Below are 24,028 nucleotides of genomic sequence, written 5' to 3'. Positions count from 1 at the left end.
CTCCCCGGATAGTGACGGGGAGAAGGGATCTGGCCGCAACCTTGGCACCCTTCCTGCAACGCCGGAAATTGGCAAATCATTTGAGATGGCGTCTTTCGCCCCGTCACTATACGGGGAGAAATGCCCGGCAGGGCAATGAGGGGCAGCGCAAACCTGGGCGATTGTTCGCAGCAGCCGCGCCGCAGGAGAGTTCCAAAACCAATTGAAAAATCCTAAACCGATGCGATGTCGAAGCGAATCGCCGGTCCCGAGATCGAACGCCTGATCCAACTCCTGGCCAAGGTGCCGGGGCTTGGGCCCCGTTCGGCCAGGCGGGCAGCGCTTCACCTCATCAAGAAGAAGGAGCAGTTGCTGTCGCCGCTCGCCGCCGCCATGAGCGAGGCGGTCGACAAGGTGCGCATCTGCTCGACCTGCGGCAATGTCGATACGTCCGACCCCTGCATGATCTGCACCGATCCGCGCCGCGACGCCGGCACGCTCATCGTCGTCGAGGACGTGGCCGACCTGTGGGCGCTGGAGCGGGCGGCCGCCATGAATGTCCGCTATCACGTGCTCGGCGGCTCGCTGTCGCCGCTCGACGGCATCGGCCCCGAGCAGCTCAACATCCGCTCGCTGGTCGACCGCGTCGCCGGCGGCGAGGTCAAGGAGGTGATCCTTGCCGTCAACGCCACCGTCGAGGGTCAGACCACCGCGCATTATCTCACCGATCAGTTGTCCGGCTTCGATATCAAGGTGACGCGGCTGGCGCATGGCGTCCCGGTCGGCGGCGAACTCGACTATCTCGACGAAGGCACGCTGGCCGCGGCACTGCGCTCGCGGACGGCGTTTTGAGGAAGGGGGGGCCTATTGAGATGATTGCATTCCGTCGCGCCCCCCTCTGTCCTGCCGGACATCTCCCCCACGAGGGGGGAGATTGGCTGTCGCGCCTGTTTTCGCCAGTCTTCAATGTTGCAAGATTGGCGACAAAATCAAAGCTGCGAATCTCCCCCAAGTGGGGGAGATATCCGGCAGGACAGAGGGGGGCGCGACAGAACGCGGACTTTGCAGATTGGCTGCTTTTTTTCTCGCCGCACTGACTGCATTCCTGCTCGCCACTCCCGCCTCCGCCACAAAACTCGACACCCAGTTCCGTGCCTGGCTCAACAACGACCTCTGGCCCGAGGCCAACGCCAAAGGCATCTTGAGAAAAACCTTCGACGCCGCCTTCGACGGCATCAAACCGAACCTCAAACTGCCCGACCTGGTAATGCCGGGCAAAAAGGCGACGACGCCGAAAAAGCAGCATCAGGCGGAGTTCGGTTCGCCCGGCGCCTATTTCGCCGAAAAGACGGTTCGCGCCGTGACCGCTGGTGGGCACACCCGCAAGGCGGCCAATGCCAGGACCATTGCTGCGATCGAGAAGCGCTACGGCGTGCCGGGCGAGGTGCTGCTGGCGATCTGGGGCCGCGAGAGCGGCTTTGGCGCGGCGAAAATGCCTTACGACGCCTTCGAAGTGCTGGGGACCAAGGCCTTCATGGCGACCAGGAAGGATTTCTTCCGCACCGAGCTTATGGCAGCGCTCGAGATCGTGGAGCGCGGGCTGGCCCCGGTCGGCGCGATGAAATCGTCATGGGCCGGCGCACTCGGCCAGCCGCAGTTCATGCCGAGTTCGTTCCTCAAACATGCCGTCGACTTCGATGGCGACGGTCGGGTCGACATTTGGAACTCGGTGCCGGACACGCTGGCCTCGATCGCCAACTACCTCGTCCATTATGGCTGGGTGAAGGGCCGCGGCTGGGGTTTTGAGGTGACGGTGCCGGAAGCGGTCTCCTGTTCGCTCGAAGGTCCGGACCAGGGCAAGAGGATTTCCCAGTGGGCTGATATGGGCATCAAGCGTGTCGCGGCAAGACCGTTCCCGGCGCGCGAATTGAAGGCCGAAGGATTCCTTCTGATGCCGGCCGGGCGCAGCGGTCCGGCCTTCATCGTCACGCCCAATTTCTACGTCCTGAAGCAATACAACACCAGCGATCTCTACGCGCTGTTCATCGGCCACGGTGCTGACCGCATCGCCAATGGCGACAGCAATTTTTCTGGGCGCTGGGGTGCTGTCGGCGGGCTCCACAGGTCCGACATCGCCACCTTGCAGCGGGCGCTGGAGGCCGAGGGCTACGACGTCGGCAGCGCCGACGGCCTGCCCGGTTTCAAGACGCGCCGGTCGATCGGCAAATGGCAGGCAAGGAACGGTCGCGCCGCCACCTGTTTTCCCGACGCCGACCTGGTCACCGCGTTGAAATAGGGCGACTGCGGGTGCCGATTCCGGCGGCGGCGGCTGGCTGATCCTGGCCCAACAAACAGCTTTGCAAATGCTCGTTGCCGCGCCTGAAACCGCCGGATATGGTGAGGCGGAACTGGATAAAAATCACCAGGACGACCGGTTCAGGGTCACCGTTCGATTAGAGCGCCGCGCGTCCGTTGGACGCGCAAAGGACGCTCTAAGACTTTGAACTACACATCGTGCTTTCCGAAAATCGATTCCGATTTTCGGGCCGATGTGTCAAGTGAATGCCAAACCCTGAGCCGGGAACTCAGGTCAACAAAAACAGGGAACAGTCAAAAATGATGATGGAAAAGTTTGCTCTACGCTCCCGCGTCCTGCTCGCCGGCGCAGCCATGTCCGCGCTGCTTCTGGCCGGTGCTCCTGCCCTTGCTGTCACGCCGGCCGACACGCTGGTCGAGGGTTTCGCCATCGACGACATCATCTCGATGGATCCGGGCGAGGCGTTCGAGCTGTCGACCGCAGAGGTCACCGGCAACACCTACGATCTTCTTGTCCGCCTCGACTTGAGCGACACCTCCAAGGTCAAGGGCGATCTCGCCGAAAGCTGGACTGTCTCCGACGACGGCCTGACCTACACTTTCAAGCTCAAGCCCGGCCTGAAATTTGCATCGGGCAATCCGATCACCGCGGCGGATGTCGCCTATTCGTTCGAGCGCGCCATCAAGCTCGACAAGAGCCCGGCCTTCATCATCGGCCAGTTCGGCATCAATGGCGACAACGTCACCGAGAAGGCCAAGGCCATCGATGACACGACGTTCCAGTTCACGGTCGACAAGGCCTATGCGCCGAGCTTCGTCCTGAACTGCCTGTCGGCAACGGTCGCGTCGGTCGTCGACGCCAAGCTGGTCAAGGAACATGCTGCCGCGGTGACGCCCAGTGCCGACTACAAATACGACAACGACTTCGGCAACGCCTGGCTGAAGACCGGCTATGCCGGCTCCGGCGCCTTCAAGCTGCGCGAATGGCGAGCCAACGAGGTCGTCGTCATGGAGCGCAACGACAATTACCACGGCGAAAAGGCCAAGCTCGCCCGCGTCATCTATCGCAACATGAAGGAAAGCTCGGGCCAGCGCCTGGCGCTGGAGGCCGGCGACATCGACGTTGCCCGCAATCTCGAGCCGAACGATCTCGACGCCATCGCCAAGAACGCCGATCTCACCACCACCAGCGCGCCGAAGGGCACGGTCTTCTACATCAGCCTCAATCAGAAGAACCCGAACCTCGCCAAGCCGGAGGTTCGCCAGGCCTTCAAATATCTCGTCGACTATGATGCCTTGAGCTCGACCATCCTCAAGGGCATCGGCGAGATCCACCAGACCTTCCTGCCAAAAGGCGTGCTTGGCGAGCTGGACGAAAATCCGTTCAAATTCGACCTCGCCAAGGCCAAGGAACTGCTCGCCAAGGCCGGCTTGGCCGACGGCTTCAGCGTCACCATGGACGTACGCAACACCCAGCCGGTGACCGGCATGGCGGAATCGTTCCAGCAGACGCTCGGCCAGGCCGGCGTCAAGCTGGAGATCATTCCCGGCGACGGCAAACAGACGCTGACCAAGTACCGCGCCCGCAACCACGATATCTATATCGGCCAGTGGGGTCAGGATTATTTCGATCCGAACTCCAACGCCCAGACCTTCGCCAGCAACCCCGACAATTCGGATGAAGGCAAGACCAAGACGCTGGCCTGGCGCAACGCATGGGATATTCCGGACTTGACCAAGCAGACCGAAGCGGCCCTGCTCGAGAAGGATCCGGCCAAACGCGCCGCAATGTATCAGGATCTGCAGAGGAAGATTCTCGAAACCAGCCCTTTCATCATCGTTCACCAGCAGCTGGAAGTGGCCGGCCTGCGCAAGAACCTCAAGGGTTTTGCGCTCGGCCCGAGCTTCGACACCAATTTCGTCAGCCAGATCACCAAGGAATGATGCCGGCGGACGCGCCGCATGAGTACTGTTGAAAGCGAAGCGACGGCAGGGCGCGGCAGCGCCCGCGCTGTCGCTGTCGCGTCGTCGATCGCCCGTTTCCTGGTCATCGCGATAACCACCTATCTCGGTCTTCTCGCGGTGACCTTCTTCATCGGCCGGGTGATCCCGATCGACCCGGTGCTGGCGGTGCTCGGCGACCGTGCGCCGGCCAATGTCGTCGAGCGGACCCGCCGCGAGATGGGGCTCGACCTGCCGCTGATCGAGCAGTTCTACATCTATGTGAAGAATGCCCTGAACGGCAATTTCGGCACCTCGGTGCTGACCACCAACCCTGTCATGACCGACATTCGCCGCGCCTTTCCGGCGACGATCGAACTGGCGACGCTGGGAACGCTGATCGGTGCTTTGCTTGGTGTGCCGCTCGGCGTGCTGGCCGCGGTCCGGCGCGGCAGCATCATCGACCAGATCGTGCGGATCATCGGCCTGGTCGGCTACTCCGTGCCGATCTTCTGGCTGGGACTGCTGGCGCTCGTGCTGTTCTACGCCAGGCTGCAATGGGTGGCCTTTCCCGGTCGCCTCGACATCGTCTACGAATACACCTTCACCCCGATCACCGGCTTTTATCTCCTGGATGCGCTGTGGCAGCGGCAGTGGGATGTGTTTCTCGATGCCTTCCGCCACATCATCCTGCCGGCCTCGCTGCTTGGCTATTTCTCGCTCGCCTACATCAGCCGGATGACGCGATCGTTCATGCTGAACGAGCTTGCCCAGGAATATATCGTCGCGGCGCGCGCCAAGGGCCTGTCGGAAACACGCATCATCTGGGGCCACGCGCTGCGCAACGCCGCGGTGCCGATGGTCACCGTGATCGCGCTTTCCTATGCCGGCCTGCTCGAAGGCTCGGTGCTCACCGAGACCGTGTTTTCCTGGCCGGGTATCGGCCTCTACATCACCAATTCCCTGCAGAACGCCGACATGAACGCCGTGCTCGGCGGCACCATCATCATCGGCTCGGTGTTCATCGGCATCAATCTCCTGTCCGACCTGCTCTACCGGGTGCTCGACCCAAGGACCAAGGTACGATGAGCGCTGAAGCAATCCAGAGCCGCCGCGACTGGCTGCTCAGCGAGCGGCCGGCGTCGCGCATGCAGGCCAGGCTCGGCCGCGCCTATGTCGCGTGGCGGCGCTTTTCAGCCAACCGGCTGGCGTTTCTCGGCCTGCTCATCATCATCGTTTTGCTGGTGGTCGCCGCGTTTGCCAATGTGCTGGCGCCCTATTCGCCGACATTCGGCGACCTCAAGGGCTCGCGGCTGCTGGCGCCAAGTGCCGAGCACTGGTTCGGCACTGACGACCTTGGCCGCGACATCCTTTCGCGCGTCATCTTCGGCTCGCGATGGACGCTTTACGTCGTCATTCTCGTCGCAGTCATCGCCGCTCCTATCGGCCTGCTGGTCGGCACCGTCGCCGGTTATGCCGGCGGCTGGATCGATGCGATCCTGATGCGTATTACCGACATCTTTCTCGCCTTTCCGAAGCTGATCCTGGCGCTGGCCTTCGTCGCCGCACTCGGCCCCGGCATCGAGAATGCGGTGCTCGCTATCGCCGTCACCTCATGGCCGCCCTACGCCCGTATCGCGCGTGCCGAAACGCTCACCGTGCGCAATTCGGATTACATCAAGGCGGTGCAATTGATGGGCGCCTCGCCGTTCCGCATCGTGCTGCGCCACATCATGCCGCTCTGCATCTCCTCGCTGATCGTCAGGGTGACGCTCGACATGGCCGGCATCATCCTGACCGCCGCCGGTCTCGGCTTCCTCGGCCTCGGCGCGCAACCGCCGCTGCCGGAATGGGGCGCGATGATCGCGTCGGGCCGCCGCTTCGTGCTCGACCAATGGTGGGTGGCCGGTGCACCGGGCTTTGCCATCCTCTTCGTCAGCCTCGGCTTCAACCTGCTCGGCGACGGCCTGCGCGACGCGCTCGACCCCCGCAGTGGTGACCAATGAGCACGCTTCTCGAGGTCGACGATCTGCGCGTCACCTTCCCGACGCGCACCGGCCGGATCGAGGCGGTGCGCGGCGTCTCCTTCTCGCTCGGCCGCGAACGGCTCGGCATCGTCGGCGAGAGCGGTTCCGGCAAGTCGCAGACCGGCCGCGCCATCATGGGCCTGACCCCGCCGCAGGCCGAGGTCACGGCCAGGAAACTTGCCTTCGACGGCACCGACCTGCTCGCGGCCTCGCCCCGCGACCGCCGGGCGCTGCGCGGCAAGCGCATCGCCATGATCCTCCAGGATCCAAAATACTCGCTCGACCCGGTGATGAGCATCGGCCGCCAGATTGTCGAGACGCTGCGCACGCATGAGAAGGTCGGCAAGGCGGAGGCACGCGACCGGGCGCTCGCCATGCTGGAGGCGGTGCAGATCCGCGATCCCGCCCGTGTCTTCGACCTGCATCCGCACGAGGTGTCGGGCGGCATGGGCCAGCGCGCCATGATCGCCATGATGCTGATTGCCGGGCCGGAGATGATGATCGCCGACGAGCCGACCTCGGCGCTCGACGTCACCGTGCAGCTCGACGTGCTCGGCATCCTCGACAGGCTGGTCAGCGAGCGCGGCATGGGGCTGATCTTCATCTCGCACGATCTGCGCCTGGTCTCGTCGTTCTGCGACCGGGTGATCGTCATGTATGCCGGCAGGGTGGTCGAGCAGCTCAAGGCGTCGGAGCTCGGCCGCGCCCAGCATCCCTACACGCGCGGCCTGCTCAACTGCATGCCCAAGATCGGCGCCGACCGTCACCCGCTGCCGGTGCTCGACCGCAAGCCGGAGTGGGCGGCATGACGGCAGCACTTTCTGTCGACCGGCTGGAGGTGGTCTTCGACCGCTTTCGCGCGCTGAAGGGTGTCAGCCTCGAAGTGCAATCCGGCGAATCCTTCGGCCTGGTCGGCGAATCCGGCTCCGGCAAATCGACGCTGCTGCGGGCGATCGCCGGCCTCGCGCCGGCCGCTTCGGGCAGCATCACCGTCAACGGAAAAAAACTCGGCAAGCGCCGCGACAAGCCCTTCTATCGCGAGGTGCAGATGGTCTTCCAGGACCCCTACGGCTCGCTGCATCCGCGCCAAACCGTCGACCGACTGCTGCAGGAGCCGCTCGCCATCCACGGCTTTGCCGATGGCGAGAAACGCATCCAGCGGGCGCTCGACGAGGTCGGGCTCGGCACCGGCTTTCGCTTCCGCTATTCGCATCAATTGTCGGGTGGCCAGCGCCAGCGGGTGGCGATTGCGCGGGCGCTGATCCTCGAACCGGCGATCCTGCTGCTCGACGAGCCGACCTCGGCGCTCGACGCTTCCGTGCAGGCGGAGGTGCTCAACCTGTTGGAAGACATCCGGCGGCGGCGCAAGCTGACCTTCCTGATGGTCAGCCACGACCTCGCCATCATCACCCATATGTGCGAGCGGCTGATGGTGATGCAGAACGGCGAGGCGGTCGAGCATCTCACCGCTGATGACCTCGTCGAGCGCCGCGTCAGCAAGGATTATACGCGCAATTTGCTCAGGGCGAGCGACGGGTTTGTGCGGACTGCGTGAGTCAAATCAGCTGTCCGCGTCGCGAAGGAATGCGACCTTAGCGGCGGCAGGCCCAATCGCCTGGCGGCGGTGCCAACTTGAGGAAAACGTGAAATAAGGTCAGAACAGGTCTTAGCATATACCAAACGAGAACGGGCGCCGGCCCGGTGAGGGAACATCATGAAGAACTCAGCCATCTCCGAACGCAAGAACCAGTCGATCTCGCGCGGCGTCGGCATGACCACGCAGATTTATGCCGACCGCGCCGAGAACTCGGAAATCTGGGATGTCGAGGGCCGTCGCTACATCGATTTCTCGTCCGGCATCGCCGTCGTCAACACCGGCCACCGCCATCCCAAGGTGATCGAGGCGGTCAAGGCGCAGCTCGACCGCTTCACCCATACCTGCCACCAGGTGGTGCCCTATGAGAGCTATGTCAGGCTGGCCGAACGGCTGAACGGCTTGCTGCCGGGCAAATTCGACAAGAAGACGATTTTCGTCACCACCGGTGCCGAAGCGGTGGAGAACGCCATCAAGATCGCCCGCAACGCAACCGGCCGTCCGGCGGTCATTGCCTTTGCCGGCGGCTTCCATGGCCGCACCTTCATGGGCATGGCGCTGACCGGCAAGGTTGTGCCCTACAAGGTCGGCTTCGGCGCCATGCCGGCCGATGTTTTCCACGCGCCGTTCCCGGTGGCGCTGCATGGGATCACGGTCGCCGATTCGCTGGCCGCGCTCGACCGGCTGTTCAAGGCCGATGTCGATCCGGCCCGCGTCGCCGCCATCATCGTCGAGCCGGTGCAGGGCGAGGGCGGATTTTACGAGGCGCCGCGCGACTTCATGACGGCGCTGCGCAAGATCTGCGACCAGCACGGCATGCTGTTGATCGCCGACGAGGTGCAGACCGGTTTTGCCCGCACCGGAAAGATGTTCGCCATGGATCATCACGAGGTGGCGCCCGACATCACCACCATGGCCAAGAGCCTTGCCGGCGGCTTCCCGCTGTCGGCGGTCACCGGCCGCGCCGAGATTATGGATGCGCCCAGCCCCGGCGGGCTCGGCGGCACCTATGGCGGCAGCCCGATCGGCGTTGCCGCGGCGCATGCCGTGCTCGACGTGATCGAAGAGGAAAAGCTCTGCGACCGCGCCAACACGCTGGGCAACCGGCTGAAGCAGCGGCTGCAATCGATCCGCGACGACACGCCGGAGATCGTCGATATCAGAGGCCCGGGCTTCATGAACGCTGTCGAGTTCAACGATGTGAAGAAGGGCCTGCCGTCGGCCGAGATCGCCAATGCGGTCCGGCTGAAGGCGCTCGACAAGGGCCTGATCCTGCTCACCTGCGGCGTCTACGGCAACGTCATCCGCTTCCTCGCGCCAATCACCATCCAGGACGGCGTCATGAACGAAGCGCTCGACATCCTGGAAAGCTCGATCCGCGAGGTCCGCGCCGCCTGAGCGGATCTTTCTTCCCTTGTTGTGGGAGAAGGGAAGGATCAGCGCAGAAAACCGCCGTTCGCCGGCATCAACACATCCTTATTCGGCGGCGCGGACGGGCTCTACCTGCTGGAAAGCGGCGAGCGCCGCCTTCAATCCGTCCGGTCCCGTCGCAACCGTCTGCGGCGTCGGCGAAAAGCCGGCGCCGAGCATCTTGCGGCCAAGCATGTGGTCGCCAGGCCGGTTGACCGATTCGATGCCGAGCAGACGATTCCCAGCATAGTGGTAGATGGAGAACCGGTTCTCGTTGACGTCGCCCAGCACGACATGGCTGTCGCCGCCCGAAATCAGGCCGACCATCTGCAGCTTGATGTCACCGATATCGGACCAGAACCACGGCACCGCCGCAAAGGCGTCCGCATGGCCGACAACGGTGCGTGCTGCAAGACGCGCCTGGTCGGTCGCATTCTGCACCGATTCCAGCCGCACATCGCCGTCGGTGAGCCAGTGCCGGTAGGAGGCGGCATCGCCGATGGCGAGGATTTCGGGCACCGACGTGCGCATCTGCTGGTCGACGCGGATGCCGTTGGCGATAGTGATGCCGGCGGCTTGCGCCAGTTCGACATTCGGCACGACGCCGATGCCGATGATGACCATCTGCGCCGGCAGCCGCTCGCCGGATGCGGTGATTGCCGCCGAGACATGGCCGTTCTCGGCTTCGAGCCGTGCAATCGTGGTGCCGGTGAGAATGCGCACGCCGGTCGCTTCCAGCCGCTGCCGCACGTGGCGCGCGATGATCGGCGCCACCGCCCGGCCGAGCAGGCGGTCGACCGCCTCGACCACGATGACCTTGCGGCCGGCCGCTGTGAGCGTCGCGGCGATCTCCAGCCCGATGAAGCCGCCGCCGAGGATGACGACATCCTCGCTCTGCGCGCTCAATTCGCGGATCAGGCGCGCGTCGGCGAGTGAGCGCAGCGACACCACGCCCGAAAAATCCGAACGCGGCAGCGACAGCATGCGCGGCCGCGAACCGGTCGCCAGGATCAGCCGGTCGAACGGCAGTGTGCCGCCATCCGATAGCTCCAGCCTGCGGCCGCCGGCATCGATGCGATCGATGCGGACGCCCGGCCGGTAGTCGATCGCGCTGCCGGTATAAAAAGCCTCGCCGCGCAGCGGCTGCGGTTTGGCCTCCTGATCCTTGATGAAGGTCTTCGACAGCGGCGGCTTGTGGTAGGGCAGTTCGTCCTCATCGCTGATGAGGATCACGGGTTCGTCGTAGCCGTCCTCGCGCAGGCTGGCGGCCGCTTGCACGCCCGCATGACCCGCACCGACAATGACCACACCGTTTTTCATCGCAGCCCCAATTCCTCATCTCTCCTAGGCGTTATCCAAGTCTAGGACGTCTCGCCAAGTGGCGATTGTCTGACGCCGCCGCAAGACCACCCTTGCGGGTCGCACCCGGAATGGCGGTCTGTCAATCGTTCGTTCGACGGCGGCGCGGCAAATACGGCTAAAGTTGATACTTGCAGTTTAGAATAATTCTAAACTGTTGTTTCAATTGGCTTTTCTCTCTGAAATTGGTTGACTTCCGGCATCTTCATCGCTTTATGGAAGCGTGCGCGTCAAGCGCATCCCTTTGATGTCTGGGCCTTGAACCCTTTCGATTGGAGGCATTTCGATGTCTTTCTTCCGCAAACCGCGCTATGCCGCGGCCTGTATCTCGCTCAATGGCATGGACCTGCCTTGGCGCCGATTGCCTGCCGACGCGCCTTTGGCGCCGGCATTTTCACTGAATTCCCGAGGGAGATGACAATCATGAGAGCGATGATCACGGCGCGATATGGCAGCAGGCTTGCAGCGATCGGCGCCACGGTGGCCTTGACGGCGGCGATATTCGTGCTGCCGGCCAAGGCGGAAACCGATGCCAAGGCAGTCATCAAGACCTATTCCGATATTGCGCTCGCCAAATATGAGGATTCGCTGACCGCGGCGCAGGCGCTCGGCAAGGCCGTCGACGCGCTGCTCGCCAAGCCTTCGGAGGAAACGCTCACCGCCGCCCGCGAGGCCTGGAAAGCGTCGCGCGTTCCCTATCAGCAAACCGAAGTCTATCGCTTCGGCAACGCCATCGTCGACGACTGGGAAGGCAAGGTGAACGCCTGGCCGCTAGACGAAGGCCTGATCGATTATGTCGCCGAGAACTACGGCACCGAGTCGGACGCGAATGCGCTGTATACCGCCAATGTGATCGCCAACAAGTCGATCGAGATCGACGGCAAGAAGATCGACGCCCCCAATCTTACTCCCGAGTTCCTCTCCGGCACGCTGCAGGAAGCCGGCGGCATCGAGGCCAATGTGGCGACTGGTTATCACGCCATCGAATTCCTGCTGTGGGGCCAGGACCTGCACGGCACCGGCCCGGGCGCTGGCGAACGGCCCTATACCGACTACGACCTCGCCAACTGCACCGGCGGCAATTGCGATCGTCGCGCGCAGTACCTGAAGTCGGCGAGCGAGCTTCTGGTTTCCGATCTGCAGGACATGGTCAACGACTGGAAGGAAGGCGGCGCCGCGCGCAAGAACCTTGTCGACGGCGAGCCGAAAGCCGGCATCTCGACCATCCTCACCGGCATGGGCTCGCTGTCCTACGGCGAACTCGCCGGCGAGCGCATGAAGCTCGGCCTGCTGCTGCACGACCCGGAAGAGGAGCATGACTGCTTCTCCGACAACACCTACGATTCCCATCTCTACGATGCCGTCGGCATTCGCGCCGCCTATAAGGGCAACTACACCCGCCTCGACGGCACCGTCGTCGAAGGACCGTCGGTATCCGACATGGTCAAGGAGGCCGATCCGGCGGTCGACAAGGAACTGTCGGACAAGCTTGATGTCACCGTCGCCAAGATGGAAGCGATCAAGGCGCGAGCGCTTGGCGGCGAGGCCTATGACCAGCAGATCGGCGAAGGCAATACGCAAGGCAACGCCACCGTGCAGGCGGCGATCGACGCGCTGGTCGACCAGACCAAGTCGATCGAACGCGCCGTCGGCACCCTGAAACTCAATGCCATAGCCTTCGAGGGCTCGGACAGCCTCGATGCGCCGGACAAGGTGTTTCAGTAAGGCGTCGATGCCCGGAGCCCGAACCGAAAGTCCAGGCTCCACTAAGAAAATAAGCCACATGGCGCCGAGCACGCGCCGTCAGCCACACAGAGCAAATAATGCTGATCTGCCATTGCAACATCATCACCGAGAAGGAGATTGAGCAGACGATCGTCGGGCTGCTGGATCAGGATCCCTGGCAGCTTATCGTGCCGGCGAAGATCTATCATGCCATGCAGAAGCGTGGCCGCTGTTGCGGCTGCTTCCCAAATGTGGTCGAAACGATCATTCGGGTAACCGAAAATTACCACGCCCGCTCGGAGGCGAGCGGCGTGGACGTCGTTTCACACCTGGATCGCGTCAGAGGCCTGCGCGTCCAATACGGGAGCAGAACCCATGAAAGGCGAACAACAGATCATAGAGCGGCTTAACGAAGCTCTGTTTCTGGAACTTGGAGCAGTCAATCAGTACTGGGTGCATTTCCGGCTGCTGGAGGACTGGGGATACGCCAAGCTGGCAAAGAAGGAACGCGCGGAATCGATCGAGGAGATGCACCATGCCGACCGGCTCGTGGCCCGCATCATCTTCCTTGAAGGCCATCCGAACCTGCAGTCGGTAGCGCCGCTGCGCATCGGCCAGAATGTCAAGGAAGTGCTCGAATCGGATCTTGCCGGCGAGTATGACGCGCGCACTGCCTACAAACGGTCGCGCGAGATTTGTGACGAAGCAGGTGACTATGTGACGATGAAGCTGTTCGAGGATTTGTTGTCCGACGAGGAAGGTCACATCGACTTCCTCGAGACGCAACTCGACCTGCTCGCCTCGATCGGCGAGGAAAAATACGGCCAGCTCAACGCCGCATCGGCCGACGAGGCGGATTAGGGACATGCGGGAATGCGGTGCCGCTTAGACTACTTGCGCCGCTTGCGGCGGGCCGAGGATTGCGGCCTGCCGTCCCAGCACAACCCGCGATACGGCTGGCTTCGCCGGCTTTCGCCTGCCGTAGTGGTCGCGCTGACCGCCTCGGCGCTGGCCGGCGCGCCCGAACCGGCGGGTCTCGCCACCAGCCGTGCCGATCTGACGCCGAAGGATCTGGCGCGCGTCATTGCCATCGCCAGGCCGACCAGGGATTTCTCCAAGCCCGAGCAGTTCGAGCCGATGCAGGGCGGCGCCGGCACGTCGCGGAAAGGCGCCAACAAGGACGCTTTCTCGCAATCTTCCGCCAATATCACTTTCGAGGAACAAGGCACCTTCAAGCTCGGCAATGCTCTTTTCCGCAAGAACTGGGTGTCGTCGCCCTCGTCGACGCAGGCATCGGACGGGCTTGGTCCGCTGTTCAACGAGCGGGCGTGCCAGAATTGCCATCTGAAGGACGGTCGCGGTCATCCGCCGCAAGCCGACAGCGGCACCACCTCGATGTTCCTGCGGCTGGCGCGGCAGGCGAGCACCGAGGAGGAGAAAGCAGCGCTCGCCGCCGGCAAGGTGCTCAACTTCCCTGATCCGGTCTACGGCTCGCAATTGCAGGAACTGGCCGTTCCGGGCCTTCGCGGCGAAGGCAGGATGCGTGTCGTCTATCAAGAGCAAAAAGTCACCCTGCCGGACGGCACCGTGGTTTGGCTGCGCAAGCCGAGCTATTCGGTCGATGATCTTGCCAACGGGCCGCTCGATCCGCACACCACGCTTTCGCCGCGCTTGACGCCGCCGATGATCGGCCTCGGCCTGGTCGAGCAAATCGCGCCGGCCGACATTCTTGCCAGTGCCGATCCGGACGATCGCAACAGTGACGGCATCTCCGGCAAGCCCAACATCGTGCGCGACGGCCACAGCGGCGAGCCGACGCTCGGCCGCTTTGGCTGGAAGGCGCAGACCCCTTCGATCCGCCAGCAAGCGGCGGACGCATTTGCCGGCGACATCGGCATTTCGACGCCGGAAGTGCCGAACCACTGGGGCGATTGCACCGCGGCCGAAAAGAACTGCCTTGCCAGGGCCAACGGCGTCCAGAAGCGCCTCGGCCCGGTCGAGGCGCCGCCGCCGGTCATGGACCTGGTCACCTTCTATTCGCAAAACCTCGCCGTGCCGGCGCGGCGCGATCTCGACAAGCCCGATGTGCTGGCCGGCAAGAAGCTGTTCTACGACATGGGCTGCATTTCCTGCCATACCCCGAAATTCGTCACCCGCCGCGGCACGCCCAACAAGGCACAGGCCTTCCAGCTGATCTGGCCCTATTCCGATTTTCTGCTGCACGACTTGGGGCCGGGGCTCGCCGACGGGCAAGCGGTGGGCGATGCCAGCGGGAGCGAATGGCGCACGCCGCCGCTGTGGGGCATCGGTCTTACCCAGACCGTCAACGGCAACACCTTCTTCCTGCACGACGGGCGGGCGCGCACCCTGACCGAGGCGATCCTGTGGCATGGCGGCGAGGGGCAGAAGGCGCGCGACCGCTTTGCCGCCGCCGCCGCGCCCGATCGCGCCGCACTGATCAAATTCCTGGAGTCTTTGTGATGTCGAAGCGTCTGGCGTTTGTCCTGGTTCTCCCGCTGGTCCTCGCCGGCGCCTTGCCGGCGTCCGCAGCGGTGAAGGCTTCCGACGTGATCCAGCGAGCGATCGATGGCTTTGTCCGCCCGGCCTATGCACGCCTGCAAGACCATGCCGACAGCCTGAGCAAGGCAGTGCGCACGCTGTGCGACGCGCCTTCGCAGGACCATCTCGATGCGGCGCGCGCCGAATTCTCCGGCACCGTGGATGCCTGGTCGGTCGTCGAGATCATCCGCATCGGACCGATCACGCAGAACAACCGGCTGGAACGCATGCTGTTTTGGCCGGACCGCAAGAGCATCGGCCTGAGGCAGGTGCAGGCGGCGTTGGCCAGTAAAGACCGGACCGCCGCCGATCCGGCCCATCTGGCGACAAAGAGCGTCGCCATGCAAGGGCTCGGCGCGCTGGAATTCGTGCTTTACGGCGATGGCGCCGAGCGGCTCGCCGGCAAGGACGATCCCTATCGCTGCGCTTACGGCGCGGCCGTCGCCGGCAACATTGAAACGATTGTCGCCGAGGTCAGCGACGCCTGGAACAAGCCCGACGGCTTTGCAGCACTTTGGGCCAATCCGGGGCCGCAAAACGCACTCTACCGCGACGGCACGGAAGCGGTGACCGAATTGGTCGGCGTCTTCATCAACGAACTGGAGATGGTCCGTGACGTGCGCCTGAAAGGTTTTCTGGGCAGTAGCCCGCAGGCCGACAAGCCGAAACAGGCGATCTACTGGCGTTCACAAAACACCGCGCGTTCGCTGACCGGAAATCTTTCGGGCATGGACGCTCTGTTCCAGGCTTCGCAGCTTGGCGACGCGCTGTCGCCCGATGCGCGCTGGATGGCGGAATCGATCCACATCCAGCTCGTCAACGGCGCCGCCGACGCCACCGCCATCAGAGGCCCGATCGACAAGGCGCTTGCCGATCCGGCGCTGCGCCAGAAGCTCGACCACTTCTCGCTTGTGACATCCAGCCTGTCGACCCTCATCGGCACCAGGCTAACCGCCGAATTCGGCCTGACCGCCGGGTTCTCGTCGCTCGACGGAGACTGATTCTGAAAACGTCGCTGATCGACCGCCGCGACTTCCTGAGGGCTGCCGGGGCAGGCTTTGTTGCCGCGATGGCGCCATCGGCATGGGCGAAGACGCTTAGCACGGACGCCGTCTTCGCCACCGCTTTCGTCAAGCGCGACGGCAGCTATGGCGCGGCGATCCTGTCCGAGGCCGGCAAGGTGCTGCATGCCATCGACCTGCCCGCCCGCGGTCACGACGTCACCTTCGATCCGCTGTCGAAACGCTCGGTGGTCTTTGCCAGGCAGCCCGGCACTTTCGCGGTTGTGTTCGACCATACCGGCCGCGACGAGCCGCTGACCATTGCCAGCATCAGTGGCCGGCATTTCTTCGGCCACGGCGTGTTTTCGACCGACGGTGCGCTGCTCTACGCCACCGAGAACGATTTCGACAATGCCGCCGGCGTGGTCGGCGTCTATGACACGCGTGCGAAATTCAAGCGCGTTGGCGAGTTCCCGACCTATGGCATGGGTCCGCACGAGCTGCTGCTGCTCGGCGATGGCAGGACGATTGCCGTCGCCAATGGCGGCATCGAGACGCATCCCGATTATGGCCGCACCGAGCTCAACATCGCGACGATGAAGCCATCTTATGTGCTGGTCGACCGCCTTACCGGCGACCTTGTCGAAAAGCACGAATTGCCACCGGCGCTGCACCAGCTTTCGATCCGGCATATGGATACCGACAAATCCGGCGCGGTCTGGTTCGGCTGCCAGTACAGGGGGCCGGGCGGCGATCGTCCGTTGCTGGTCGGCCGCGCCGCGCGCGGCAAGGCTCTGCAACTGCTCGACATGCCGCAGGACGTGCTGTCCGGCTTCAGGAATTACATCGGCTCGGTCGCCGCCAACCCTGCTGCCGGTACCGTCGCGGTGTCCTCGCCGGAAGGCAACTCGCTTGCCATCATCGATGCGGCCAGCGGCCGGATCGTCGCCACCAGCGCACTGGCCGAGGTCTGCGGCGTGGCGCCCGACGGGGCGAGCTTCATGGCGACGACCGGCACGGGGCAGATAGCCCAAGCCGGCGGCGCGACACGGTCCGAGCCGGACTATGTCTGGGACAATCACATGCTGCGCATCGACCAGGCCGCATAGTGCGGCACTGGTTCATTGACGGTTGTGGTCGCCGAGAGTTACCTCTTTTTGGGCGAGGTCGAAGCGAAGCCGCCAAACGATTTATGCATTATCCCCTTGCAGGGACGAGCCATGGCAGGCACAGGGAAATTGTCTTTCGAACCCCCTGTGCCCCAAGCGGGCGCTGCCAACCGGCCGTCTCATGAAGTTGCTTGCCATCGATTGTGCCGCCAATCTCTGCGCCGCCTGTGTCTACGACGCGACGGCCGGGAAGGAGCTCGGCCGCTCGGTGCTCGATCTCGGCAAGGGCCATGCCGAACATCTGATGGCTGTGATCGAAGAGGCGTTGACGACCGGCGGCACCGACTATGCCGGTCTTGGCGCCATCGCTGTCTCCACCGGCCCGGGCTCCTTCACCGGCCTGCGCGTCGGCGTCTCGGCGGCGCGGGGCCTGGCGCTGGCGCTGAAAATCCCGGCAATCGGGGTGACGACGCTGGAAGCGCTGGCGGCGCAGGCGAAAGAGACATTTCCCGGCCGCGCCGTGCTGGCCGCGCTCGACGCCGGCCGCGAGGAGATCCATGCAGCGCTTTACGACGAAGCATCCGTTTTGATTTATGGTCCCGCGGTGGCCACGCTTTCGCAAGCCGCCGCCATGGCGGTTGACGGGTTTCCGGTTCTGGCCGGCACCGCGGCCACGCAAATTGCTGCATCGGCCGGGCGCGCCTTCGACGTCGGCCCGACAAGCGCCACTACGGATATCGCAATCTATGCCCGGCTGGCCGCTACCAAGAGTGAAGGCGAAAAGCCGAAACCGCTTTATCTGCGCGGAGCTGACGCCAAGCCGCAGGCCGGGTTTATCCTGTCCAGGAAGAAAGCCGGGAAGAAAAACTGATGCGCATTCCTTTCCTCCAGCCGCGCCGCAGGGACTTTGCGCTCGAGCCGCTGACGGTCGCCGACAGTGCGGCCCTGTCGGTGCTGCATCGCGAGGATTTCGTCCGGCCGTGGAGTGATGACGAATTCGCCGCGCTGATCGAGCAGGACACGGTGTTCGGCTATGCCGCGCGCGAGACCGGCCAGGGTGCCAAGCCGCCGGTCGGTTTCGTGCTGGCGCGCCTGGCGGCCGGCGAAGGCGAGGTCCTGACTGTCGCGGTGGCGCGCTCCCATCGCCGCCAGGGCCTTGGCTGGCAACTGATGGATGCGGTGCTGCGCGAACTGCATGCGCAACGCGCCGAGGCGCTTTTCCTCGAGGTCGACGAGACCAACGTCGCCGCGATCGCGCTCTATCGGCGGCTGGGATTCCGCGAGGTCGGCAAACGTGCCAACTACTACAGATCGCCCGAGCACGGCCCGACCGGAGCGCTTGTCATGCGCCGCGATCTTCGCTAGCGCATCGGCCCGCAAATCGGAACCGATTCTCGGAAAGCACGATGCGCAGGTTGAGATGCGCAGATTAAAAAGCGCTAGAGCGTGCTTGGACGTCCAGTTGGACGCGTCGCTCTAGCCAGAACTCGGGACAGGGCCAAGAGCGAATGATCGGAAAAATCAGGATTTTCCTGGCGCTGGGCCTCGTTGTCGCAGGCTCGTTGATCCTCGTGCCGTTGCAGATCCTGTCGATGAAGACCGGCCTGTGGCGCGAGACGTTCATCCTGAAGATCTGGCACCGGCTCATCATCCGGGCGCTCGGCATGCGCATCCACGTCAAGGGGACCTTGTCCAATCAGCGCCCGTTACTGGTTGCGTCGAACCACGTTTCATGGACCGACATCATGGTGCTGGGGTCGATGGCCGACGTGACGTTCATCGCAAGGGCCGACATGGCCGGCTGGCCGTTGATCGGCATGTTGTCGAAGCTGCAGCGCACCGTTTTCATCGAGCGCGAGCGCAAACGTTCGTCGGGCGACCAGGCGAGCGAGATCGCCAGCCGCATGGCCAAGGGCGACGCCATGGTGCTGTTTGCCGAAGGTTCGACCAGCGACGGCAACATGATCTTGCCGTTCAAGAGCACGCTGTTCGGCGCCGCCTCGATGGCGATTTCGGAAGGGGCGGCCGAAACGGTCTTCATCCAGCCGGTGGCGATCGTCTATACGCGCCTGCACGGCGTGCCGCTCGGCCGCAGGCACCGGCCGATTGCCGCCTGGATCGGCGACGAGGATTTGATGCCGCATCTCAAGGTGCTGATGGCGGAGGGCGGGCTCGATGTCGAAGTGCATTTCGGCGAGCCGGTCGCCTTCTCCAAGGGCTCCAGGCGCAAGGAAACGGCCAGGCTGATGGAAAGTCAGGTGCGTGATATGGTGCAGGCGGCGCTCGCCGATCCGCGCCCGAGCCGGTAAGCCGGAAAAGCTCCAGCGCTTTGCGCGTCCAAAGGAGGCGCGGCGCTGTAAGGCAGAATCGTCTGTTTTTTGTCGGGGAAAGGCGTTAGAAGCCGCCAGATGGAATTGAACACGATCGAACGGGACGACATCGATACTGCGACCGAAACTGCGGTCGCGCCGCCTGCCGCGAGCCGGAAGGTCTTCGTCAAGACCTATGGCTGCCAGATGAACGTCTACGATTCGCAGCGCATGACCGACGCGCTGGCCGCCGACGGCTATACTGCGACGGATGCGATCGGCGAGGCCGATCTGGTGCTGCTCAACACCTGCCATATCCGCGAGAAAGCCGCCGAAAAGGTCTATTCCGAACTCGGCCGCATTCGTGAGATGAAGGCCGAACGGGCTCGGGCCGGCCGCGAGATGCTGGTCGGCGTCGCCGGCTGCGTGGCGCAGGCCGAGGGCTCCGAGATCATCCGCCGCTCGCCTTCTGTCGATCTGGTCATCGGCCCGCAGACCTATCATCGGCTGCCCGACGTGCTGGCACGGGTGCGCGGCGGCAAAAAGATCGTCGAGACGGACTACGCCATCGAAGACAAGTTCGAGCATCTGCCGCAGCCGAAGCGCGCCGAGATCATCAGGCGCGGCGTCACCGCGTTCCTGACGGTGCAGGAAGGCTGCGACAAGTTCTGCACCTTCTGCGTGGTGCCCTATACCAGAGGCTCGGAAGTGTCGCGGCCGGTGGCGCAGATCGTCGCCGAGGCCGAGCGACTGGCGCAAGCCGGCGTGCGCGAGGTGACGCTGCTTGGACAGAACGTCAATGCCTGGCACGGCGAAGGCGAAGCCAAAGGGGGCAAGACCGTGGAATGGGGTCTTGGCCGCCTGCTGTTCCGGCTGGCCGAGATTCCCGGGCTGGCGCGGTTGCGCTACACCACCAGCCACCCGCGCGACATGGACGACGAATTGATCGCCGCTCACCGTGACTTGCCGGCGCTGATGCCCTATCTGCATTTGCCTGTGCAATCCGGCTCCGACCGCATCCTCAAGGCGATGAACCGCAGGCATACGGCAAAAGATTACTTGACGCTGCTCGACCGGATCCGCGCCGCACGGAGCGATATCGCGCTTTCGGGCGACTTCATTGTCGGCTTTCCCGGCGAGACGGATGCGGATTTCGAGGCGACGATGGACCTTGTCCACCAGGTGAACTATGCCTCGGCCTTCTCGTTCAAATATTCGCCGCGCCCCGGCACGCCGGGCGCGGAAATGGCCGATCATGTGCCGGAAGCGGTCAAGGACGAGCGCCTGCAGCGACTGCAGGCGCTGTTGCTGACCCAGCAGCAGGACTTCGGCGCCAGCCTGGTCGGCAGCACCATCGACACGCTGATCGAGAAGCCGGGCCGCCAGGCTGGCCAGAAGGTCGGCCGCTCACCGTGGCTGCAGCCGGTTATTGTTGATGAAAAGTCCGGCGAAATCGGTGAGATTATCCAGGTACGAATCACGAAGACGGGTTACAACAGCCTGTTCGCCGAATTGGCCTGAAGGTCTCGGCAGATGAGGAGAGACGGTTGAGCGCTGCGGAAGTGAAGAACCTGCCCCAGAACCTACCATCGGGGGCTTCGGATATGGCGCACATCGTTCTGACTTTCGACAACAACAAGCTTGCCAGCGCCCTTTATGGCCAGTTCGACGAGAATCTGGCCAGGCTCGAGCAGAAGCTTGGCGTCGATATCCGCTCGCGCGGCAACCAGTTGACCATCAAGGGCTCCGCCTCGGCCGCCGAGCAGGCGCGCCGCGCCCTGGATAATCTCTACGGCATTCTCCAGAAAGGCGCTGACATCGGCCAGTCGGACGTCGACGGCGCCGTGCGCATGGCGATCGCCGCCGACGACCAGCTGACGCTGCCGACGCTGGAGCGCAAGGGCAAGGTGTCAGCCGCCCAGATATCGACGCGCAAGAAGACGATCTATGCCCGCTCGCTCAACCAGGACGCCTATATGCGCGCGCTGGAGCGGTCCGAGCTCGTCTTCGGCATCGGCCCGGCTGGCACTGGAAAAACCTTCCTGGCGGTGGCGCATGCGGCCATGCTGCTCGAACGTGGCATGGTCGAGCGCATCGTGCTGTCGCGGCCTGCCGTCGAGGCCGGCGAGCGGCTCGGCTTCCTGCCCGGCGACATGAAGGAGAAGGTCGATCCCTATCTGCGGCCGCTCTATGACGCGCTTTACGAGATGATGCCGGCCGACAAGGTCGAGCGGGCGATTGCCGCCGAGGTGATCGAGATCGCGCCGCTGGCCTTCATGCGCGGCCGCACGCTGGCGCACTCCGCCGTCATCCTCGACGAGGCGCAGAACACCACGCCGATGCAGATGAAGATGTTCCTGACCCGTCTCGGCGAGAATTCGCGCATGATCGTCACCGGCGATCCGACCCAGATCGACCTGCCGCAAAACACCAAATCCGGTCTGGTCGAGGCGCTCAGGATCCTCGACGGCGTCACCGGCATGGTGACGGTGCGCTTCAACGAAGGCGACGTCGTCAGGCATCCGCTGGTCGCCGAGATCGTCAAGGCCTACGACCGCGACGGCAAGCTGGCCCGGGGCCTGGGCGCCGAAGGCTGAAGATGCAGCCTTATGGCTGAGGACAAAAAATCTGTAGGCGGGGATCTTCCGGTCCCCGTCGACATCGATATAGCAGTCGAAGCGGGCGACTGGCCCGATGAGGCCGCGCTGACGCGGCTGGTCGATCGCGCCGTTGCCGCCGCGTTTGCCGAAACCGGCGCGGCCGGCCGTTCCGAGCTCAGCATCGTTTTTTCTGACGATGCCCACATCCGCAGTCTCAATGCGGGATGGCGCGGCAAGGACAAACCGACCAACGTCCTGTCTTTCCCGGCTTTTCCGCTCGCCAAGGGCCGTCCGCTGCCGCCCATGCTCGGCGACATTGTGCTGGCCGCCGAGACGGTCGCGCGGGAAGCCGCACTGGAAGACAAGCCTGTCGACAACCATATCACCCATCTCGTCATCCATGGCCTGCTGCATTTGCTGGGCTACGATCACGAGACCGACGCCGAGGCCGAAGAAATGGAAGCCGTCGAACGCGCAGCACTTGCAAGGCTTGCCATTCCCGATCCCTACGCGTAACTAAAAAGATCAAATGACCGGACGACGATGAACGACAAACCAGAGACTGCCGCCCACCCAGACGCCGGCAGTGCGACCAAGCCATCCGAACAGACGGAAGAGGACTCTAGTCCGAGTACCACGACCGGCAGCTTCGCCAGCGAGCCATCGCCTGCCGGTCCTTCCCTGTTCGATCGCGTGCTCGGCCTGTTCAGGCAGCGCAACGGCACCAGCCTGCGCGAGGAGATCGCCGACGCGCTTGCCGAAACGGCGAGCGATGCCGGCGCCTTTTCGCCCGGCGAACGGGCCATGCTCAACAACATTCTGCGCCTGCGCGAGGTTCGTGTCGAGGATGTCATGGTGCCGCGCGCCGACATCGAGGCGGTCGAGATCACGACGAACCTGGGCGATCTTCTGGGACTGTTCGAGCAGTCCGGCCATTCCCGCATGCCGGTCTATTCGGAGACGCTCGACGACCCGCGTGGCATGGTCCACATCCGCGACGTGCTCGCTCACATCACCAAGCTGGCCCGCGTCAGAAAGAGCAGGACGACCAGGAAAGCCGCCCCTGCCACGCTTCTCGATCTCGCCAAGGTCGATCTCACGCGCACCATCGGCGACCTGACCCTGATCCGCCCGGTGCTTTTCGTGCCGCCGTCGATGCTCGCCTCCGACCTGATGGGGCGCATGCAGGCGATGCGCACCCAGATGGCGCTGGTCATCGACGAATATGGCGGCACCGATGGTCTGGTCTCGCTCGAGGATATCGTCGAGATGGTGGTCGGCGACATCGAGGACGAGCACGACGAGGACGAGCCGATGATCACCCAGACCGGCGAGGGCGTGTTCGTCGTCGACGGCAAGGCCGAGATCGACGATGTCGCCAAGATGATCGGCGAGGATTTTGCCGCCGGCGAGCATGGCGAATATGTCGACACGATCGGCGGCATGATCTTCAACACGCTTGGCCGGGTCCCTGCACGCGGCGAAGTGGTGCAGGCCATCCCCGGCTTCGAATTCCATGTGCTCGACGCCGATCCACGCCGCGTCAAGCGTGTGCGCATCGTGGAGACCCAGAAAAGCGAGCGCCGGCGGCGCGCCGTCCGCGCCGAGCAGGCTTGAAAGACGCCGCTCGCCCGATGATGGTCGACGATCCGTTCAAGCGCTCAACCTTGGGCTCCAGCATATTCTACAGGAATCCGCGCGCCGCCTTGATCTGGCTTGAAAAGGCTTTCGGCTTCGAGCCGAGCATGGTGGTCAGCGACGCTGATGACAGGCTCGTCCATTCCGAGATGCGGTTCGGTGACGGCTACATGATCGTCGATTCCGAATGGGCCGACCATGTAGCCAGTCCCGCGTCGGTCGCCGGCAAGAACACGCAGTCGGTTTATGTGCGCCTCAAGGACGGCCTACGGCGGGAGCCGAGATCGTCCAGGAGCCGGCTGACCAGTTTTACGGTGAACGGCAGTACAGGGCGTGCGATCCTGAAGGTCACGTCTGGACATTTTCCCAGACCGTACGCGTTGTTCCATGCGAGGAGGCTGAACGGCTGGGCGATCTGCAGATTGAAGGCTGGCACCGACTAGAATCCTCGGGCTGAATTT

General features: G+C 63.8%; 22 protein-coding genes and 1 pseudogene. 22 read left to right on the top strand and 1 reads right to left on the bottom strand.

Translation table 11 applies throughout. The features are described 5' to 3' along the window. Positions 1-225: 225 nt before the first annotated feature. The 8 genes from recR (at position 226) to AC0L2K_RS28060 (ending at position 9,255) form a co-directional block, all read left to right on the top strand. The gene (gene recR / locus AC0L2K_RS28095; RefSeq protein ID WP_023802085.1) at positions 226-831 is read left to right on the top strand and encodes a recombination mediator RecR; all 606 of its coding nucleotides are present in this window, start codon (positions 226-228) and stop codon (positions 829-831) included. 217 nt (positions 832-1,048) lie between these two features. After that, positions 1,049-2,275 carry a lytic murein transglycosylase gene (locus AC0L2K_RS28090; protein WP_473532922.1) on the top strand — a complete coding sequence of 409 codons (1,227 nt, stop codon included), beginning with the start codon at positions 1,049-1,051 and terminating at the stop codon, positions 2,273-2,275. 320 nt (positions 2,276-2,595) lie between these two features. Then, on the top strand, positions 2,596-4,239 hold the full coding sequence (locus tag AC0L2K_RS28085; RefSeq protein WP_473532921.1) for an ABC transporter substrate-binding protein: 1,644 nt from the start codon (positions 2,596-2,598) through the stop codon (positions 4,237-4,239). A gap of 18 nt (positions 4,240-4,257) precedes the next feature. Next, positions 4,258-5,325: an ABC transporter permease gene (locus AC0L2K_RS28080; RefSeq protein ID WP_473532920.1), complete on the top strand. Its 1,068-nt coding sequence runs from the start codon at positions 4,258-4,260 to the stop codon at positions 5,323-5,325. Next, positions 5,322-6,242, top strand: coding sequence for a nickel transporter permease (nikC, locus tag AC0L2K_RS28075; RefSeq protein ID WP_473532919.1), 921 nt, complete (start codon positions 5,322-5,324; stop codon positions 6,240-6,242). Before AC0L2K_RS28080 ends, nikC begins: the two co-directional genes overlap by 4 nt. Continuing rightward, positions 6,239-7,072 (top strand): ABC transporter ATP-binding protein, encoded by an 834-nt coding sequence (locus tag AC0L2K_RS28070; protein WP_287068180.1) that lies wholly within the window; start codon positions 6,239-6,241, stop codon positions 7,070-7,072. The genes nikC and AC0L2K_RS28070 overlap by 4 nt, the downstream gene beginning before the upstream one ends. Further along, positions 7,069-7,818, top strand: a complete 750-nt coding sequence (locus AC0L2K_RS28065; RefSeq protein WP_473532918.1) for an ABC transporter ATP-binding protein — start codon at positions 7,069-7,071, stop codon at positions 7,816-7,818. Before AC0L2K_RS28070 ends, AC0L2K_RS28065 begins: the two co-directional genes overlap by 4 nt. Positions 7,819-7,977: 159 nt before the next feature. Further along, positions 7,978-9,255 (top strand): 4-aminobutyrate--2-oxoglutarate transaminase, encoded by a 1,278-nt coding sequence (locus AC0L2K_RS28060; protein ID WP_128247975.1) that lies wholly within the window; start codon positions 7,978-7,980, stop codon positions 9,253-9,255. A 78-nt stretch (positions 9,256-9,333) separates the two neighbouring features. Here AC0L2K_RS28060 and AC0L2K_RS28055 read toward each other — a convergent pair whose 3' ends face one another. After that, positions 9,334-10,587, bottom strand: a complete 1,254-nt coding sequence (locus tag AC0L2K_RS28055) for an NAD(P)/FAD-dependent oxidoreductase (protein WP_473532917.1) — start codon at positions 10,585-10,587, stop codon at positions 9,334-9,336. Between the two features lie 471 nt (positions 10,588-11,058). Between AC0L2K_RS28055 and AC0L2K_RS28050 the strand changes: the two genes are divergently transcribed. The 14 genes and pseudogenes from AC0L2K_RS28050 (at position 11,059) to AC0L2K_RS27985 (ending at position 24,024) form a co-directional block, all read left to right on the top strand. Beyond that, positions 11,059-12,351 (top strand): imelysin family protein, encoded by a 1,293-nt coding sequence (locus tag AC0L2K_RS28050; RefSeq protein WP_473532940.1) that lies wholly within the window; start codon positions 11,059-11,061, stop codon positions 12,349-12,351. A 98-nt stretch (positions 12,352-12,449) separates the two neighbouring features. Then, entirely contained in the window at positions 12,450-12,761 is a 312-nt protein-coding gene (locus tag AC0L2K_RS28045; RefSeq protein WP_023802096.1) for a (2Fe-2S)-binding protein, read from the top strand. Continuing rightward, a complete protein-coding gene (bfr, locus tag AC0L2K_RS28040; protein ID WP_023802097.1) occupies positions 12,727-13,212 on the top strand; it encodes a bacterioferritin in 486 nt (161 codons plus the stop codon). The genes AC0L2K_RS28045 and bfr overlap by 35 nt, the downstream gene beginning before the upstream one ends. A gap of 12 nt (positions 13,213-13,224) precedes the next feature. Beyond that, the gene (locus AC0L2K_RS28035) at positions 13,225-14,832 is read left to right on the top strand and encodes a di-heme oxidoreductase family protein (protein WP_473532916.1); all 1,608 of its coding nucleotides are present in this window, start codon (positions 13,225-13,227) and stop codon (positions 14,830-14,832) included. Then, positions 14,832-15,911: an imelysin family protein gene (locus AC0L2K_RS28030; RefSeq protein WP_023802099.1), complete on the top strand. Its 1,080-nt coding sequence runs from the start codon at positions 14,832-14,834 to the stop codon at positions 15,909-15,911. The genes AC0L2K_RS28035 and AC0L2K_RS28030 overlap by 1 nt, the downstream gene beginning before the upstream one ends. A 2-nt stretch (positions 15,912-15,913) precedes the next feature. Continuing rightward, entirely contained in the window at positions 15,914-17,020 is a 1,107-nt protein-coding gene (locus AC0L2K_RS28025) for a DUF1513 domain-containing protein (protein WP_473532939.1), read from the top strand. A gap of 181 nt (positions 17,021-17,201) precedes the next feature. Then, positions 17,202-17,891: a tRNA (adenosine(37)-N6)-threonylcarbamoyltransferase complex dimerization subunit type 1 TsaB gene (tsaB, locus tag AC0L2K_RS28020; protein WP_473532915.1), complete on the top strand. Its 690-nt coding sequence runs from the start codon at positions 17,202-17,204 to the stop codon at positions 17,889-17,891. Continuing rightward, positions 17,891-18,385, top strand: a complete 495-nt coding sequence (rimI, locus tag AC0L2K_RS28015) for a ribosomal protein S18-alanine N-acetyltransferase (protein WP_023802102.1) — start codon at positions 17,891-17,893, stop codon at positions 18,383-18,385. The genes tsaB and rimI overlap by 1 nt, the downstream gene beginning before the upstream one ends. Before the next feature lie 143 nt (positions 18,386-18,528). Then, a complete protein-coding gene (olsA, locus tag AC0L2K_RS28010; RefSeq protein ID WP_023802103.1) occupies positions 18,529-19,329 on the top strand; it encodes a lyso-ornithine lipid O-acyltransferase in 801 nt (266 codons plus the stop codon). Positions 19,330-19,428: 99 nt separating this feature from the next. Then, on the top strand, positions 19,429-20,850 hold the full coding sequence (gene miaB, locus AC0L2K_RS28005) for a tRNA (N6-isopentenyl adenosine(37)-C2)-methylthiotransferase MiaB (protein WP_473532914.1): 1,422 nt from the start codon (positions 19,429-19,431) through the stop codon (positions 20,848-20,850). Positions 20,851-20,933: 83 nt separating this feature from the next. Continuing rightward, the gene (locus AC0L2K_RS28000) at positions 20,934-21,926 is read left to right on the top strand and encodes a PhoH family protein (protein WP_287305617.1); all 993 of its coding nucleotides are present in this window, start codon (positions 20,934-20,936) and stop codon (positions 21,924-21,926) included. Positions 21,927-21,938: 12 nt separating this feature from the next. Then, positions 21,939-22,445: an rRNA maturation RNase YbeY gene (gene ybeY / locus AC0L2K_RS27995; RefSeq protein ID WP_091600007.1), complete on the top strand. Its 507-nt coding sequence runs from the start codon at positions 21,939-21,941 to the stop codon at positions 22,443-22,445. Positions 22,446-22,472: 27 nt separating this feature from the next. Next, a complete protein-coding gene (locus AC0L2K_RS27990; protein ID WP_023802107.1) occupies positions 22,473-23,546 on the top strand; it encodes a hemolysin family protein in 1,074 nt (357 codons plus the stop codon). 17 nt (positions 23,547-23,563) lie between these two features. Next, a pseudogene (locus AC0L2K_RS27985) lies at positions 23,564-24,024 on the top strand (VOC family protein). Positions 24,025-24,028 lie beyond the last annotated feature (4 nt).

The organism is Mesorhizobium sp. WSM4817 (assembly GCF_055811135.1).
This window is presented reverse-complemented; position numbering and strand designations above follow the sequence as displayed.